The 16481-nt window shown below is 71.2% G+C and carries 12 protein-coding genes and 3 pseudogenes; 6 read left to right on the plus strand and 9 right to left on the minus strand.

Translation table 11 applies throughout. The features are described from left to right. Positions 1 to 182: 182 nt before the first annotated feature. From I2W78_RS35985 to I2W78_RS36005, 5 genes and pseudogenes are all read left to right on the plus strand, one after another. Positions 183 to 1940 carry an FAD-dependent oxidoreductase gene (locus tag I2W78_RS35985; protein ID WP_196464941.1) on the plus strand — a complete coding sequence of 586 codons (1758 nt, stop codon included), beginning with the start codon at positions 183 to 185 and terminating at the stop codon, positions 1938 to 1940. Positions 1941 to 1956: 16 nt separating this feature from the next. After that, on the plus strand, positions 1957 to 2826 hold the full coding sequence (locus tag I2W78_RS35990; protein WP_196464942.1) for a dioxygenase family protein: 870 nt from the start codon (positions 1957 to 1959) through the stop codon (positions 2824 to 2826). A 26-nt stretch (positions 2827 to 2852) separates the two neighbouring features. Continuing rightward, positions 2853 to 3892: pseudogene (locus tag I2W78_RS35995) on the plus strand (maleylacetate reductase). A 59-nt stretch (positions 3893 to 3951) separates the two neighbouring features. After that, a complete protein-coding gene (locus I2W78_RS36000) occupies positions 3952 to 4863 on the plus strand; it encodes a YceI family protein (protein WP_196464943.1) in 912 nt (303 codons plus the stop codon). Positions 4864 to 4975: 112 nt separating this feature from the next. Further along, positions 4976 to 5149 (plus strand): annotated as a pseudogene (locus I2W78_RS36005) (integrase core domain-containing protein); the annotation flags it as partial. A 32-nt stretch (positions 5150 to 5181) separates the two neighbouring features. Here I2W78_RS36005 and I2W78_RS36010 read toward each other — a convergent pair. From I2W78_RS36010 to I2W78_RS36025, 4 genes and pseudogenes are all read right to left on the minus strand, one after another. Next, positions 5182 to 5493 (minus strand): acyl-CoA reductase, encoded by a 312-nt coding sequence (locus I2W78_RS36010; protein ID WP_307784017.1) that lies wholly within the window; start codon positions 5491 to 5493, stop codon positions 5182 to 5184. 277 nt (positions 5494 to 5770) lie between these two features. Then, positions 5771 to 6040: a hypothetical protein gene (locus I2W78_RS40890; protein ID WP_230886985.1), complete on the minus strand. Its 270-nt coding sequence runs from the start codon at positions 6038 to 6040 to the stop codon at positions 5771 to 5773. A 91-nt stretch (positions 6041 to 6131) separates the two neighbouring features. After that, positions 6132 to 6761, minus strand: a pseudogene (locus tag I2W78_RS36020) (ABC transporter ATP-binding protein); the annotation flags it as partial. 130 nt (positions 6762 to 6891) lie between these two features. Next, on the minus strand, positions 6892 to 8124 hold the full coding sequence (locus tag I2W78_RS36025) for an ABC transporter substrate-binding protein (RefSeq protein WP_196464945.1): 1233 nt from the start codon (positions 8122 to 8124) through the stop codon (positions 6892 to 6894). Between the two features lie 128 nt (positions 8125 to 8252). Here I2W78_RS36025 and I2W78_RS36030 point away from each other — a divergent pair, with 128 nt between their 5' ends. Beyond that, positions 8253 to 10949, plus strand: coding sequence for an ABC transporter permease subunit (locus I2W78_RS36030; RefSeq protein ID WP_196464946.1), 2697 nt, complete (start codon positions 8253 to 8255; stop codon positions 10947 to 10949). Between the two features lie 7 nt (positions 10950 to 10956). Here I2W78_RS36030 and I2W78_RS36035 read toward each other — a convergent pair whose 3' ends face one another. Genes I2W78_RS36035 through fabG form a run of 5 tightly spaced genes read right to left on the minus strand, consistent with a single transcriptional unit; the run spans position 10957 to position 16414 of the window. Continuing rightward, positions 10957 to 11751, minus strand: coding sequence for an SDR family NAD(P)-dependent oxidoreductase (locus I2W78_RS36035; protein ID WP_196464947.1), 795 nt, complete (start codon positions 11749 to 11751; stop codon positions 10957 to 10959). A gap of 16 nt (positions 11752 to 11767) precedes the next feature. Further along, positions 11768 to 12976 carry an acetyl-CoA acetyltransferase gene (locus I2W78_RS36040; RefSeq protein WP_196464948.1) on the minus strand — a complete coding sequence of 403 codons (1209 nt, stop codon included), beginning with the start codon at positions 12974 to 12976 and terminating at the stop codon, positions 11768 to 11770. Continuing rightward, entirely contained in the window at positions 12973 to 14412 is a 1440-nt protein-coding gene (locus I2W78_RS36045) for an OB-fold domain-containing protein (protein ID WP_196464949.1), read from the minus strand. The genes I2W78_RS36040 and I2W78_RS36045 overlap by 4 nt, the downstream gene beginning before the upstream one ends. Before the next feature lies 1 nt (position 14413). Further along, positions 14414 to 15637: an acetyl-CoA C-acetyltransferase gene (locus I2W78_RS36050; RefSeq protein WP_196464950.1), complete on the minus strand. Its 1224-nt coding sequence runs from the start codon at positions 15635 to 15637 to the stop codon at positions 14414 to 14416. Positions 15638 to 15667: 30 nt separating this feature from the next. Beyond that, positions 15668 to 16414, minus strand: coding sequence for a 3-oxoacyl-ACP reductase FabG (gene fabG, locus I2W78_RS36055; RefSeq protein WP_196464951.1), 747 nt, complete (start codon positions 16412 to 16414; stop codon positions 15668 to 15670). Positions 16415 to 16481 lie beyond the last annotated feature (67 nt).

The following is a 16481-nucleotide window of genomic DNA, read 5'->3' on the forward strand; positions in this document are numbered from 1 at the left end:
GACGGCAGCCACCCTACCCACGACGGTTGAACAGGCAACGACTGCCCCGCGTCTTCCCCACCAGACGGCCGACGCACTGTCTCTTATGACGCACTGTCTCTTATTGAGACACCCACGCTCCCGCCTGCCCGTACACGATCTTGGAAGGACGGCCGCTGTTCTCATTCCCAGGAGCGTTACCCGTGCACACCGTCGAGCCCGATGTCGTGACCGATGTGCTGATCGTCGGCAGTGGCCCGGCGGGCGCCTCCGCCGCGCTCGCCCTGAGCACCTACGGCGTACCGAACATCGTCGTCACCCGCTACGCGAGCCTCGCCGACACGCCCCGGGCGCACATCACCAATCAGCGCACCATGGAGGTGCTCCGGGACCTCGGCGTGGAGCAGGAGGTCGTGGCGAAGGCCACGCCTCAGCACTTGATGGGCAACACGACCTTCTGCACCAGCCTGGCCGGTGAGGAGCTCGGCCGGGTGCGCTCCTGGGGCAATGACCCCCTGGTGCAGGCCGCGCACGAGCTGGCCAGTCCCACCCGGATGTGTGACATGCCCCAGCACCTCATGGAGCCGGTGCTCGTCGACGCGGCGGTCGCGCGCGGCACGCAGCTGCGTTTCAGCACGGTCTACAAGTCCTTCGTCCAGGACGCCTCCGGTGTGACGGTCACCGTCGAGGACCGGCTGCGCGGCGACGAGTACACGATCCGCGCCCGGTACCTCATCGGCGCGGACGGCGGCCGCTCACAGGTCGCCGAGGACGCCGCGCTGCCCATGGGCGGCCAGATGGGCGTGGCCGGCAGCATCAACATCGTCTTCGACGCGGATCTGACCAGGTACACCGCCCATCGGCCGTCCACCCTCTACTGGGTGCTCGCCCCGGGCGCCACCGTCGGCGGTATCGGCGCGGGCCTGGTGCGCTGCGTCCGGCCCTGGAACGAGTGGCTGATCGTGTGGGGCTACGACGTCACCGCCGGCGCCCCCGACCTGACCACCGAGTACGCGGAGTCCGTCGTCCGCCAGCTGGTCGGCGACGACGACGTGCCGGTGACCATCAAGTCGTCCTCGGCCTGGACCGTCAACGAGATGTACGCGGAGACGTACTCCAACGGCCGTGTCTTCTGCGCCGGGGACGCCGTGCACCGCCACCCGCCGTCCAACGGCCTCGGCTCCAACACCTCCATCCAGGACGCCTACAACCTGGCCTGGAAGCTCAAACTCGTCCTCGACGGCACGGCCTCCCCGAAGCTGCTCGACACCTACACCGCCGAACGCGCCCCGGTCGGCAGGCAGATCGTCACCCGCGCCAACAAGTCCATCGGCGAGACCGCCCCGATCTTCGAGGCGCTCGACGGGCTCTCCCCGCAGACCCCCGAGCAGCTGTGGGCCAACATCGCCGCCCGCAAGGAGGACACCGAGGCGGCCCAGAAGCAGCGGGCGAAGCTGCGTGAGGCGATCGCGTTCAAGGTGTACGAGTTCAACGCGCACGGCGTCGACCTCAACCAGCGCTACGCCTCCACCGCGATCGTCCCCGACGGCACCGACGATCCCGGCTTCGACCGCGACCCCGAGCTGTACCACCAGCCCACCTCCCGCCCCGGCGCCAAGCTCCCGCACGCCTGGCTCACCTCGGGCACGCGCACCCTGTCGACGCTCGACACCGTCGGAAAGGGCCGCTTCACCCTGATCACCGGGATCGGCGGCGCGGACTGGGTGCGCGCCGCCGAAGCCCAGGACCTGAAGATCGCCACCGTCGTCATCGGCCCCGGCCAGGAGTACGAGGACCCGTACGGGGACTGGGCGATGCTGAGCGAGGTGGCCGACGGAGGCGCGCTGCTGGTACGCCCGGACGGCTACGTCGCCTTCCGGCACGCGACGGCGGCAGCTTCCGGCGAGGACGCCGAGCGAGTGCTGACCGAGGCGGTGCGGCGGATCCTCGGACAGGTCTGACGGGAAGGGTCCATCCGTGACCACCGAATTCACCACGCACATCACCAAGGCCGTGGTCGACAGCCTCCAGGGCACGGCCGACCCCCGGCTGCGCGAACTGCTCACCGCTCTCACCCGCCACCTGCACGCCTTCGTGCGTGAGACCGAGCCGACCATGGCGGAGTGGGAAGAGGCGATCGACTTCCTGACGGCGACCGGGCAGACCTGCACGGACACCCGGCAGGAGTTCGTCCTCCTGTCGGATGTTCTGGGCGTCTCGATGCTCGTCGAAACGATCAACAGCGACGGTCGCGGGGACGTGACGGAGTCGACCGTGCTCGGCCCCTTCCACATGACCGAGTCCCCGGTGCGTGAACTCGGCGCGAACATCGACCTGATCGGCAGCGGCAAGGCGTGCGTGGTCAGCGGGCGCGTGCTGTCCCGGGACGGCACCCCGCTGCCCGGCGCGGTCCTCGACGTCTGGCAGGCGAACGACCAGGGGTACTACGACGTGCAGCAGCCGGATGTCCAGCCTGCGGGCAACGGGCGCGGGCTGTTCACGGCGGACTCAGAGGGCCGCTTCTGGTTCCGGACGTGCGTGCCGAGCCCGTACCCGATCCCCACGGACGGTCCCGTCGGAGATCTGTTGCGCGCGACCGGCCGACACCCCTACCGTCCGGCCCACATCCACTTCATCGCCTCCGCCGAAGGACACACCCCCGTCACGACGCACATCTTCGTGGCCGGCAGCGAACACCTCCACTCGGATGCCGTGTTCGCCGTCAAGGAGAGCCTCGTCCAGGACTTCACCGAGACCGACGACCCGTCCCTTGCGCAGGAGTTCGGCACTCCGAACCCGTTCCGGCTCGCGCGTTTCGACCTCGTACTCAATCCGGAGCCGTCGTGAGGGAGTTCACCTACGACGCTCAGCCCATGCGGGTCGTCCTGCGGCCCGGATCCTCCATCACGGCGACTCCGCAGGAGGCCGAACGCCTTGGACTACGACGGTTGTTGGTGATCAGCGGCCCGCGCGGGGCGGCGACGGCTCGGGACGTGGCGGACGCGCTGGGCGGCTCCTGTGTCGGGCTGCACGCCGAGGCGCGTATGCACGTGCCCGCCGAGACCGCCGACCGGGCCGTCGAGGTGGCGCGCGCCGCCGGGGCCGACGGCTGCGTGGCCGTTGGCGGCGGCTCCGCGATCGGCCTCGCCAAGGTGATCGCGCTGCGCACCGGCATGCCGCTGATCGCCGTGCCGTCGACGTACGCCGGCTCGGAGATGACCCCGGTCTGGGGTCTGACCGAACACGGCGCCAAGCGCACCGGCCGCGACCCGTCGGTCCTGCCACGCTGTGTCGTCTACGACCCCGAGCTCACCCTCTCCCTCCCGGTGGGCAACTCCGTGACCAGCGGCATCAACGCGGTGGCACACGCGGCCGAGGCCCTGTACGCGCCGGACGCCTCGCCGCTGGTGTCGCTGATGGCGGAGGAGGGCGCACGAGCCATGACGGAAGCCCTGCCCGCAGTGGCGGCCGACCACCGGAACCTGGACGCGCGCGGCCGCGCCCTCTACGGGGCCTGGCTCTGCGGGGCCGCGCTCGGCGCGACCACCATGGGCCTGCACCACAAGCTGTGCCACGCCCTCGGGGCGCCTTCGGCCTGCCGCACGCCGCGACCCACAGCGTGGTCCTGCCGTACGCCCTCGCCCACAACGCGCCCGCCGCACCCGAGGCCATGGCGGCACTCGGCCGAGCCCTGGGCACCGATGACGCCCCGTATGCCCTGTGGGAACTGGCAGGCCGCCTCGGCGCACCCCGCTCCCTGGCCGAACTCGGCCTCAGGGAAGCCGACCTGGTCGTGGCAGCACGCGCGGCAAGCAATCACCCGTACCCCAACCCACGGCCGATCACCGCGACAGGCGTCCTGGACGTACTGAGAGCCGCCTACCAAGGCGATCGGCCGTCGGGACCTCTGTGACCGCCCCGCCGGCGGGCAGCCCGCCGGCCCGCCTCCCACCAAGACTGAAAGGTGAAACCATGCCCCTCGGACTGTTCCGGCGGCGACTCAACCATCCCTCCGAAGGCGCAGCAGGCCTCGCGCTTCCGGTCCCGGCCGGCGCGGGGGTCGTCGTTCGCGAGGTACTGGACCCGGTGAACCAGGCCCTGGGTTCGGCCGAGGTGACGGTGACGGAACTCACCAGCCACCGTGTCGCGGCGCGCGGCATCACCGACCCGTACGGCTTCTTCATGGCCGTCCTGCCACCGGGCGACTACAGCCTGATGATCATGGCTGAAGGGCTGGAACCGCACCGCGAGACCATCGAAGTCGTCGCGGACACCCGACCGTCCCCGCAACGCGTCTGGCTTCAACTGGGCCGGCAGGCCGAACTCCCCGTCCCCGGAACCTGGCTCTTCGACCCGCCGCACACAGCGATCCGGTTCATCGCCAAGCACGTCGGCATGGCCCATGTGCACGGCCGCTTCGAACGTTTCCAGGGCGGGATCGAGGTCACCCAGGAGATGTCCGACTCCCGCGTCCATGTGCGCATCGACGCGTCCAGCATCAACACCGGCAACAAGACCCGTGACACGCACCTGCGTTCCGCCGACTTCCTCGACGTGGACCAGTTTCCGTACATCGATTTCACCAGCACGCGCTTCGCCTACCGAGGCGGCAGCAAGTGGTCGCTCCTGGGCACCCTGACCATGCACGGCGTGAGCCGGTCGGTGTCGCTGGACACGAACTACCTCGGCATGGTCAACGGCGGCTACGGCGAGGAACTGCGCTGCGCCGCCCTGGCCAAGGCCGAACTGCACCGGGAGGACTACACGCTCAACTGGCGCTCCATGCTGGCGCGCGGCATCGCGGTCGTCGGCCCGATGGTCCAGCTGGAGCTGGACGTCCAGGCGATGTACCGCACACACGACACACCGACGCCGCCGCAGTAACCGTCCTTCAAGCACTGACATGGGGGCTACCCGCACACCCCGCCCCCGAACTATGCAGTCCCACCACTTGTGCGCCTGACCTGCATCTTTCTACGGTGTCCCGACACGTACCCGTCCCCACCGCACCCTGCTCGACGAATGGGCCTACCACCGGCCCTACACCTCAGACGCCGAACGCCAGGCAGCGTTTCCCAACTGGCTGCACTGGTACAACTACCACCGACCCCACACCGGCATCAGCGGCCACACCCCAGCCAGCCGCGTCACCAACCTCCCCGGACAACACACGGCGAACGGCCGAGGAGGTTCGCTACGGCATCACTCGTCGTTGACCCAGCGCATCAGCCGTTGCAGCGGGTAGAAGCCGTCGTGGGAGAGGCCCGGTGGCATGCCGCCCGCCCTGCCGAGCGAGACCACGCGCTGTACTCCGGCGCAGGCGAGGGCGTCGCGCAGGTCCGCCTTGCGGGCGTCGGGGTAGACGCCGGCCGTCTGTGTGGCGACCCCGGCGTGGGCGACGGCTTCGGTGAGGTCGTCGACCGGGACGACGTTGACGATCTTTCCGTCGGGGTGAAAGTCCACCGGTTCCGGCGAGCGGACGACCAGGCCCCGGCCGTCGTACCCGCCCCACACCCGGTACGTCGGTCAGCAACCGGGTCTCCCCGGGCCGCGCGAAGACCTCGGCGTGCCACCGGAAGCCGTCGACGGAGCGCATCGGGCCACTCGCGGGTGCGAGCAGGTAGCCGCCGCGCGTGGGCTTCGGCGGGAGCGGGTCGGGCCGGCAGGTGAGGTGCTCCAGGATGTCGCGCAGGAAACCCAGGTCGCTCGCGTCGCAGTTGAGGAAGGAGACCTTCCCGGACGTGCCGCTGGTGATGTACGGGCGGTGGCCGGCGGCCGTGACGCGGTCGGTTCACTCGTCGATGTCGCGTACGCCGTCGATGTCGACGTCGTCCGGTTCCACCACGGACACGGTCGTGTACCAGCGCAGGAGCCGGTCCCAGCGGCCGGCGGTGATGAGGGAGACGGGGTACGACTTGTAGCTGGTGTGGGAGAACAGCAGCGGCACGAGGTCGCCGAGACCGGTGATCTCGTGCACGCCGGTCTCCGCCGCCCGGGTGCGCAGCAGCGGGATGCGCTCGCGATGGGCAACGCAGGTCTCGCGGGCTGCTTCGAGTTGCAACTCCCTGATGTCTTGCGCCGGTTGGTCGAAGGGGTCGGTGGACCGGACGAGGGATCGGATCTGTTCGCGTGTGCTGGGCGCAGCACCCACCTCAATCGGTAGTGGCCGTTGTCTTCTCGGCGAGGTAGGACGACTCGATCGCGTCCAGGCTGCCGCGCAGCTCCTTCGGGGTGCCGGTCAGGGTGACGCGGCCGCGGTGCAGGACGTACACGCGGTCCGCGATGTCCAGCACCTTGCGCACGTGCTGTTCGACCAGCAGCGCGCCCAGGCCGCCGTCGGCCGCCTCGCGTACGGCGCGCAGGAGGCGGTCGACCACGAGCGGGGCGAGACCGAGCGACAGCTCGTCCGCGAGGAGCAGTCGGGGTCGGCGGCCCAGCGCGCGGGCCAGGGACAGCATCTGCTGCTCGCCGCCGGACAGCATGCCCGCGCCGGTCTTCAGACGTTTCTCCAGTTCGGGGAAGAGCTCCAGGGCCTGATGGGTCGTCACGCGGCCGACCCGCAGGTTGTCGGCGGTGTCGAGCCGGGTGAAGACGGCACGTTCACCGACGTAGGCCAGGCCCTGGCGGGCACGCCGGTGCAGCGGTGCGCGCCCGCTCCCGCCCAGCCAGCACACCTCGCCGCCCATCGGGGGGAGGTCGCCGGAGAGCGCCCTGAGGGTCGTGGTCTTGCCCGCGCCGTTGGGGCCGAGCAGGGCGACGACCTCGCCGGGCCGGACCTCCAGGTCGAGGTCGCGGACGACGGGTCGGGTGCCGTATCCGGCGGCGAGGGCACGGGCTTCGATCAGGGGTGATCCGGTGTCACGCACGGACGTTCTCCTTAGATCTACTTGGACCTCCTTCGGTGTCCTCCGGTCAGCCGGCCGACGTCAGCACCTTGCGGACGTCGACGAAGGTCGATCCCTCCTTCGCCCACTCGATCTTCCCGTCCCGGATGGTGAGTTCGGTGGCGGTCGTGTTGTGGATGCGGTTCAGCCCCTTCATGGGCAGGGCCGCCGAACCCTTCCAGGTCAGGGGCGGAGTCAGACCGCCGGTGTCGATGCCCGAGGTGGTGTTCAGCTCCTGGACGAGCGCCTTGGACGAGATCGTCGGCAGCGTCTTGGCCGCTTCGGTGAAGACCGTGAAGGCCACCCACGTCGTCTCGTTCGCGCCGTTGCTGGTGTCGATGTCCGTGCCGTCGGCGGCCTCGACGAAGGCCTTCCATGCCTGGTCGGAGACCGGCGGGTAGTAGCCGGTGATCGCGGCGCCCTCCAGCGGGCTGCCGCTGCCACCCGTGGTCTCGGCCAGTTCCGGGGTGAGGTTGCCGACGACGCTGCCGAGTTCGGTCTTCGCGCCGGACTGGACGTAGGACTTCACGAACAGGTCGGAGTGCGTGCCCAGGATGACGCTCACGCAGTCGCTGTCCTTGGTCGCGGCGGCGACCTGAGGGGCCAGGTCGGTGGCCGTGACCGGCACCTTGAGGTCCTTGGGCGCGGCCCCGCCTGCGGACGTCGCGCCGAGGGTGAGGAACTGGGCGACGATGGCGGCGGCGGCCACGTCGTACCGCACCCCGGAGATCTTCTCGCAGCCCTCCTCCACCAATTGCCGCCCGTGTGCCGCGAACACCGTCGGAGTGCCGCCGTTGACCGGGAAGGACAGCGGGTTGGAGAACTCCGCGGCGGAGACGCCGGTGCCGCCGATGTACGGGATGCCGGCCTTCTGCAGGATGGGCATGTAGCGGTCACCGGCGAGGCTGTACGAGCCCACCACCGCGACCACCTTCTCGGCGACCGCCTGCTGCGCGCACTTCTCCGCCTCGGCGGGGTCGTTCTTCTCGTTGCAGGTGAGCACCTTCAGCGGGGCGCCCTTGATCCCGCCGTTGGCGTTGATCCACTTCTCGTAGGCCTGGGCGGTCGCCCGGACGCCGGGCTGGGCGCTGCCCTGGGTGTCCTCGGGGTTCCAGACCATCACCTTGACCGGAGTGCCTTTCAGGGCGGAGCTCTCCGTCGTGCTGCTGGACGCCTCTCCCCCGCATCCGGCGGCCAGCAGGGCTCCGGTCACCGCGAGACAACTCGCTGCGGCACTTCTGCGTCGGCGTGAGTCGTTCATGATCCCTCCGCGGGGCTCGTCATCGAGATGCCGAACAGGATGGGGTGCGTTTTTGGGTTAGTGAAGTACTCTCGGCACAATTATTTAAATAAATGCGCTGTCTCGCTCTCGCCTCCGGGAGGATCCCGATGGACGACATCCTGCGCTTCGCACTGCTGGGCCTGGGGCTCGGCGCCCTGTACGCCCTCACCGCGCACGGCATCGTGCTGGTCTACCGGGGCTCGGGCGTGCTCAACCTCGCCCACGGCGCGATCGGGATGGCCGGCGCCTATGTGCAGTGGGAGCTCGCCGCCCGGCACGATGTCCCGTACTGGCCCGCCACCGTGTGCGGGGTGCTCGCCTCCGCCCTGCTGGGCGTGCTCACGCATCTGCTGGTGCTGCGCCCGCTGCGCCGGGCGTCCACACTTGCTCGGCTGGTCGGCACACTGGCGGTGTTCATCGTGCTCACCGCCATCGCCGTCAAACGCTACGGCGACAGCCTGCAGCTGGTGCCGGGCAAGCTGCCCACCGACCTGCTGACGATCGCGGGGGCGACGGTCTCCGAGGACCGTGTCTGGCTGCTCGGCATCGCGGTCGCCGTCACCGCGGTGCTCCATCTCCTCTACAGGCGGACCCTGTTCGGGCTGGGCACCACGGCGGTCGCGGAGAACGAGCGTGCCGCCGCCTCGCTCGGCTGGTCCCCCGACCTGATCGCGACCGGCAACTGGGCGCTGGGCTCCGCGCTCGCGGGACTGACGGGCATCCTGATCGTGCCGGTCATCGGACTTTCGGTGTCCGGGCTGACGACTCTCCTGCTCAGCGCGCTGGCCGCCGCCCTGGTCGGCAGGTTCTCCTCCTTCCCCGTCACCCTGGCGGGCGGTCTGGTCATCGGCATCGTGCAGTCCGAACTGACCCGCTTCGGCTCCGACGTCACCGGTCTCGCCGCGTCGGTGCCCTTCCTCTTCATCGCCCTGGTGCTGGTCGCGCGCGGCCGAGCGCTGCCGCTGCGCGGCACGTTCCTGGACCGCCTGCCCGCGCTGGGCACGGGAAGGGTGCGCCCCGTCGCGGTGGCTGTCGCCGTCGTGGTCGGACTGCTGCTGGTGAGCCTCGCGACACCGCTGTGGGCGGACGCGATCACCAACACCCTGGTGCTGTCGCTGATCCTGCTGTCGATCGTCGTGGTCACCGGCTACGCCGGCCAGGTGTCCCTCGCCGCCTACGCCCTCGCCGGAACCGGCGCCTTCATCGCCGGGCACACGGCGGCCGACTGGGGATGGCCCTTCGAACTCGCCCTGCTGGCAGGCGTGTTGGGCACGGTACCGATCGGCCTGCTGTTCGCCCTCCCGGCGGTCCGCACCCGTGGTGTCAACCTCGCGATCATCACCCTCGGCCTCGGCACCACCCTGGAGGCGATGGTCTTCCAGAACACCGACCTGTCGACGACCCCCGGCAGCGACGGCATCGCGGTGGGCCATCAGACGCTCTTCGGGATCAGCGTCTCCGGAGTCGATCACCCGCAGCGGTACGCCGCGGTGGTGCTCGTGCTGTTCGTGATCGCCGCGCTCGTGGTCGCCAACGTGCGCCGCAGCCGCACCGGCCGCCGGCTCGTCGCCGTACGGGCGAACGAACGGGCCGCCGCCGCCCTCGGCATCGACGTCCGCGCCGCCAAGCTCTACGCCTTCGGCCTGTCCGCCGCCATAGCCGCGCTCGCCGGAGTGCTCACCGGTTTCCGCTCCACCTCGGTGGTGCTGAGCGACTTCGCGTCCTTCGACTCCATCACGGCGCTCGGGCTCGCGGTCATCGGCGGTGTCGGTTTCCTCGTCGGCCCGCTGTTCGGCGCGACCTTCGCCGCGGGCACGGTGGGCGCACGGTTCGGGGACCTGGTGCTGCCCGGGCTGAGCGAGTGGATGCCGCTGATCGGCGGGATCATCCTGGTGCTGACGCTGGTGGGCAACCAGGACGGCATCGGGAAGGGCGTCGGCCGGCAGGCGGAGAGCGTCCGGCGCAGGCTGTCGCCGAAGCGTGCCGAGGTCACGGCCGCGACGGCTTTGCCGGAAGAGGCAGCCGTGCCCCGAGCCGCGCCACTCCCCCTCCAGGTACGGGACTTGACCGTGCGCTACGGCGGTGTCGTCGCCGTCGACGGGCTCTCGCTGGACGTCGAGCCCGGCCAGGTCGTCGGTCTCATCGGTCCCAACGGCGCCGGCAAGACCTCCGCCATCGACGCCGTCACCGGATTCACCCGGGCCGCGGCCGGCCGGGTGCGCCTCGGGGAGCGGGAGGTGACCGGGATGCCGGTGCACCGGAGGGCCGCGGCCGGGCTGAGCCGGTCCTTCCAGTCGCTGGAACTGTTCGAGGACATGACGGTCCTGGACAACCTGTACGCGGCCTGCGACCGGCCCGGCAGGTGGGCGTACGTCATGGATCTGATCCGGCCCGGCAACCGTCCGCTCCCCTCCCATGTGCTCGTCGCCGTGCGGGAGTTCGGACTCCAGGACAGTCTGGACCGGCCCGTGGGCGACCTGTCGTACGGGGAGCGGCGGCTGCTGGCCATCGCCCGCGCGGTGGCGGCCTCGCCGTCCGTGCTGCTCCTCGACGAACCGGCCGCGGGGCTCTCGGACGACGAGACACGGGAGTTGGCCCACCTGGTGCGGCGGCTCGCCGAGGAGTGGGGCATGGGGGTGCTGCTGGTCGAGCACGACGTCGACATGGTGATGAGCGTCTGCGACCAGGTCGTCGTGCTGGACTTCGGGCACCGGATCTGCGCGGGTACGCCGGAGGAGGTGCGGCGCGATCCGGCGGTGCGGGCGGCCTACCTGGGCGACCTCGAGCCGGAGGCGCTGGCCTGAGAGCGCCTCACGCGTCCCGCAGGTCGGCGACGTACGGCTGGTGGGCCAGCAGGCCGCCGTCGACCCGCAGGGTGTGGCCGGTGATGAAGGAGGACTCGTCGGAGGCCAGGAAGACGACCGCCGACGCGACGTCCTCCGGCCGGCCGAGGCGCGGGGTGAGGTGGTGGCGCAGCATCGCCTCCCGGATCGCCCCGTGCGCCGAGCCGGCGCTCGCCGGCGTGACGATGAATCCCGGCGCGACGGCGTTGCAGCGGATGCCCTGTTTGCCGTACTGGGTCGCGACGTACTGCGTGAGGTTGAGGAGCGCGGCCTTGGAGGCGCCGTACGCGGGATTGCGCAGGTCGCCCGCGAGGCCGGAGCCGGAGGAGGTGTTGATGATCGAGCCGCCGCCGCGGGCGATCATGTGCGGGACGGCCGCCTGGACGGCGACCATGGTCCCGCGCAGGTTGATCCGCATCGTGTCGTCCCAGACCGCCGGATCGGCGTCCACGACGGCGAGGTCCTGACGGGCCGCCAGATGGGTGGCGGCCGCGTTGTTGTGCAGGATGTCGAGTCCGCCGTACGTCTCTACCGCCGCGGCCACCAGGGCCCGTACGCTGTCGACGTCACCCAGGTCGAACCCGACCGCCGTGGCGGAGCCTCCGGCGGCGCGGATCTCCTCCGTGACCGCCTTGGCTCCGTCGGGGTCGAGGTCGGCGACGACCGTGTGCGCGCCCTCCGCCGCGAGGCGGCGTGCGGTGGCCGCGCCGATGCCGGAGGCGGCCCCGGTGACGATCGCGACCTTCTCCTCGAGTCGTCCCATGGCCGAACCGCCTTTTCTACTCGGTGAGTTGACTGCCGACGACGGAGACGAAGGAGACGCACTCGCCCGGTCCGCCGCCGAGATTGTGGGTCAGGGCGAGCGAGCGCCCCTCGGCCACGGACTTCACCGTCCGCTCGGGCGGTGCCTCGCCCCGCAGTTGGAGCCAGGCCTCGAACATCATGCGCAGGCCCGAGGCGCCGATGGGGTGGCCGAAGGCCTTGAGGCCGCCGTCCGGGTTGACCGGCAGCGCGCCGTCCAGGTCGAAGGCTCCGCCGGCGACGTCCTTCCATGCCTGGCCGCGCTCGGCGAAGCCCAGGTCCTCCATCAGGACCAACTCGGTGGGCGTGAAGCAGTCGTGGACCTCGGCGAGGGCGAGTTCGGTGCGCGGGTCGGTGATGCCCGCCTGCCGGTAGGCCTCCTGGGCGGAGGCGACGACCTCCGGGAAGGTGGTGAAGTCGTACTCGGGGTCGATCAGCCCGTCCGCCGGGCCTGCGACGAAGGACAGCGCCTTCACGAAGATCGGCCTGTCGGTGTACTTGTGGGCGTCCTCGGCGCGTACGACGATCGCGGCGGCCGAGCCGTCGGAGACACCGGAGCAGTCGAAGACGCCGAGCATGCCCGCGACGATCGGCGCCGACCGGATCCGCTCCTGCGGAACCTCCTTGCGGAACTGGGCGCGGGGGTTGCGGGCTCCGTTGACGTGGTTCTTCCAGGCGATGCGGGTGATGACGTCCTTTATCTCCTCGTCGGAGAGGCCGTACTTGGCGGCGTAGGCGGGGGCGAGGAGAGAGAAGTTGGCCGGGGCGGTGATCTCGCCGCGGCTGTCGTCGCCGGCGCCCGGAATCGCGGTGCCGGACAGCCCGGACATGCCCGAGTCCTTGAGCTTCTCCACGCCGACCGCCATCGCCACGTCGTACGCCCCGGAGGCGACCGCGTAGCAGGCGTTGCGCAGGGCCTCGGAGCCGGTGGCGCACATGTTCTCGACGCGGGTGACCGGCTTGTTGGGCAGGTGGAGCGCCCGGCTCAGGGTCAGCCCGGACACTCCGGAGGCCTGGGTGCCGAACCAGAACGCGTCGATGTCGTCGAGGGTGACGCCTGCTGAGGTCACGGCCTCGCCGACGGCGTCCACCAGCAGGTCGTCGGCCGAGCGGTTCCAGTGCTCGCCGAAGGGCGTGCAGCCCATGCCGACGATCGCGACCCGGTCCCGGATTCCGTGCGAGCTCATCCGCGTGTCTCCTCGGTCTCGCCCGTGCGCAGCGGCCGGGCCTTCCAGAAGTAGTTGTGGACGCCGGCGGCCGTGACGGTGCGCCGGAACGTCATCTCCACCCGGGCGCCGATGACGGCGTCGGCCTCGGTCGCGTCGGTCAGCTGGCAGCGGAAGCGGCCGCCGCCGTCGTAGTCGACGACCACGACGAGCATCGGCGGGCTGGGGGTGTGCGCCAGCCGGTCCACGGTGAAGGTGGCCACCGTCGCGCGCACGTGCTCCATCGGCTCGTCGGTCATCGCGTCGACGCTCCGGCAGGAGGTGCACACCCGGTCCGGTGGCAGGTGCCGGGTCCCGCACTTCTCGCAACGGGACGCGACGAAGCCGTACTTCCAGCTCGTGCGGCGGTGTGCGGGCGGGGCGTAGGGCGGTTCGGGGTCCGGGCGGCGGGGCGGCTCGCGGTCGAGCAGGCCTCGCCAGGAGAGGTAGGTGGCGTACGGCATCGGGGCGCCGCCCGCGGCGATCTGGGCGGCGACCGGGCGGGCGCTGCGGTGGGCCGGGAGCGCGTCGGTGGTGCGCAGGAGCAGGACTCCGGCGCCGTCGCCGAGCACGACGAGGGCGATGATCTCGCCGGGTGCCGCGCGGTCGAGGACGTCGGCGAGGAGGAGTCCGGGCTGGGCGGTGCCGGCGTTGCCGATCGTCCCGCTGAGGTCGGGGGTCACGGCTTCGGGCCTGGCGCCGGCCGCGCGCCGTACCGCCGTGCACGCGCGCGTGTGCAGGCCGGAGACGACGAGGTGGTCGATCGCCTCGCGCTTCACACCCGCCTGGTCCAGGGCGGCGGCGAGCGCCTTGTCCGCGAGTGACACGTAGATCTCCTCGGCGAAACGCTCCTCCCAGACGCGGGAGGCGGGGGCGCCGGGCAGGCGCCAGCGGTCGAGGATCTCGTCGCTGACGGTGTCGTGGGCGAGGAGTTCCGCGATGACCGGGGCACCGTTGCGGTGTCCGCCGAAGACGAAGGCCGCCGCTCCGTCGCCGCCCGCGGCCTCGTCGGCGCCGCCGGGCAGACCGGTGCGCAGGTCCGCGAGGACCGTCAGGGTCGGCACCGGCGAGCGGGCGGCGCTGACCAGCGCGCCGAGGCCGGAGCGCACGGATCCGGCCATGTCGGCGGCGAGCACGTGCTCGTCGAGCCGGAGCGCGGCGTGGACGGCGGTCGCGTTGGTCTTGTCCAGGTAGGCGGGTGCGGCGGTGGCGAGGAAGAGCTGGCCGATACGGGGGCGCAGGCAGTCCCGGGCCAGGGCGAGGCGGGCCGCCTCGACAGCCATGGAGGTGGTGTCCTCGTCGTAGCCCGCGACCGCGCGGGTGCCGCGTCCCGCCGGGGTGCCGAGCGTGGCGGCCACATCGGCGCGGGCGAGGCGGTGGTACGGCACGTAGGCGCCGTAGGCGATGAGTCCGGCCATGTCAGCGTCCTCCCTGGGCGGTGTGTTCGAAGATCGCGGCGAGGCCCTGGCCGCCGCCGAGGCACATGGTCTCCAGGCCGTAGCGGGCCTGGCGGCGGTCGAGTTCGCGCAGCAGGGTGGCGAGGATACGGCCGCCGGTCGCGCCGACGGGGTGGCCGAGCGAGATGCCGGAGCCGTTGACGTTGAACCGCTCGAAGTCGGCCTCGGTCAGGCCCCATTCGCGGGTGCAGGCCAGCACCTGCGCGGCGAAGGCCTCGTTGAGTTCGATCAGGTCGATGTCGGCGAGCTTGAGGCCCGCCCGCTCCAGGGCCTTGGCGGTGGCGGGTACGGGGCCGATGCCCATGGTCTCCGGCGGTACGCCGACGACGGCCCAGGAGACCAGGCGGGCGAGGGGGCGCAGACCGAGTTCGGCGGCGCGTTCGGGGTGCGTGACGATGCAGATCGCCGCGCCGTCGTTCTGGCCGCTGGCGTTCCCGGCGGTGACTGTCGCCTCGGGGTCCTGGCGGCCGAGTACGGGCCGGAGCCCCGCCAGTTTCTCCAACGAGGAGTCAGGGCGCGGGTGTTCGTCCGTTTCGATGACGGTCTCCCCCTTGCGGGTCCGCACCGTGACGGGGACGATCTCGTCGGTGAAGCGGCCCTCTTGCTGGGCGGCGACGGCCTTCTCGTGGGATCGCAGGGCGAGTTGGTCCTGCTCCTCGCGCGGGATGCCGTACTCGCGGCGCAGGTTCTCGGCCGTCTCCAGCATGCCGCCCGGCACCGGGTGGTTGACGCCGCCTGAGGTGACCCGGCCGCGGGCCAGCCGGTCGTGCAGCATGGTGCCCGCGCCGCGTACGCCCCAGCGGGCGTCCGTGGTGTAGAACTCGGCCTGGCTCATGGACTCCACGCCCCCGGCGAGGACGAGGTCGCTCGCGCCGGTCTGCACCTGCATGGCGGCGGTGATGATCGCTTGGAGCCCGGATCCGCAGCGGCGGTCGATCTGCAGGCCCGGGACCTCGACGGGCAGTCCGGCGTCCAGGGCGGCCACGCGGCCGATCGCCGGGGCCTCGCCGTTGGGGTAGCACTGGCCGAGGAGCACGTCGTCCACGGCGGCGGGCGGCACTCCGGTGCGCTCCAGCACGGCGCGTACGACCGTGGCGGCGAGTTCGGTCGCCGGCACCTCGCGGAAGACGCCTCCGTAGCCGCCCACGGGGGTACGGACGGGTTCGCAGATCACCGCGTCACGCATCGGTCCTGCCTTTCATCAGTGGAGCGGCGCTCACATGTACCGGCCACCGGTCACCTCGACCACGGCTCCGGTGAGGTAGCTCGCCATGTCGGAGGCGAGGAAGAGGACGACCTGGGCGACCTCGGCCGGCTCGCCCGCGCGGCCGAGGGGGATCTCGGCGAGCTTGGCGTCCCAGGCGGCCGGGGGCATCGCCTCGGTCATGGCGGTGCGGATCAGGCCGGGCTGTACGGCGTTGACGCGGATGCCGGCCTTCGCGAGTTCCTTGGCGGACGCCTTGGTGAGACCGACGAGTCCGGCCTTGGCGGCGCTGTAGTTGGTCTGGCCGAAGTTGCCGACCTTGCCGGCGATGGAGGAGATGTTGACGATGCTGCCGCCCTCGCCGTGCGCCCGCATCGCCTCGGCGGCGTGCCGGGTGCCGTTCCAGGCGCCCGTGAGGTGGACGTCGAGCACGGCCCGGAAGTCGGCGACGGCCATCTTGCGCAGGGTTGCGTCCCGGGTGATCCCGGCGTTGTTGACCATGACGCCGACCGGGCCGAAGGTGTCGGTGCAGTGGGCCACCAGGGCGGCGACCTCGTCCTCGTCGGTGACGTCGCAGCGAAGTGAGGTGGCGGCCACGCCGTTCTTGGCGAGGCGTTCGGCGGCCTCGGCCACGGCGTCCTCGTCGATGTCACCGAGGACGACGCGTGCGCCCGCGCCGCCGAGGACGCCGGCGATCTCATAGCCGATGCCCTGTGCGCCGCCGGTGATCACCGCGTTCCGGCCGTCCAGCAGTCCCATGTCAGCCCGCCCTGGCTCGACGCTATTCCTCTTAAATAGATAACCTATTAAGCTGAAACAATCAACA

This window comes from Streptomyces spinoverrucosus (assembly GCF_015712165.1).
Classification (GTDB): domain Bacteria; phylum Actinomycetota; class Actinomycetes; order Streptomycetales; family Streptomycetaceae; genus Streptomyces; species Streptomyces spinoverrucosus_A.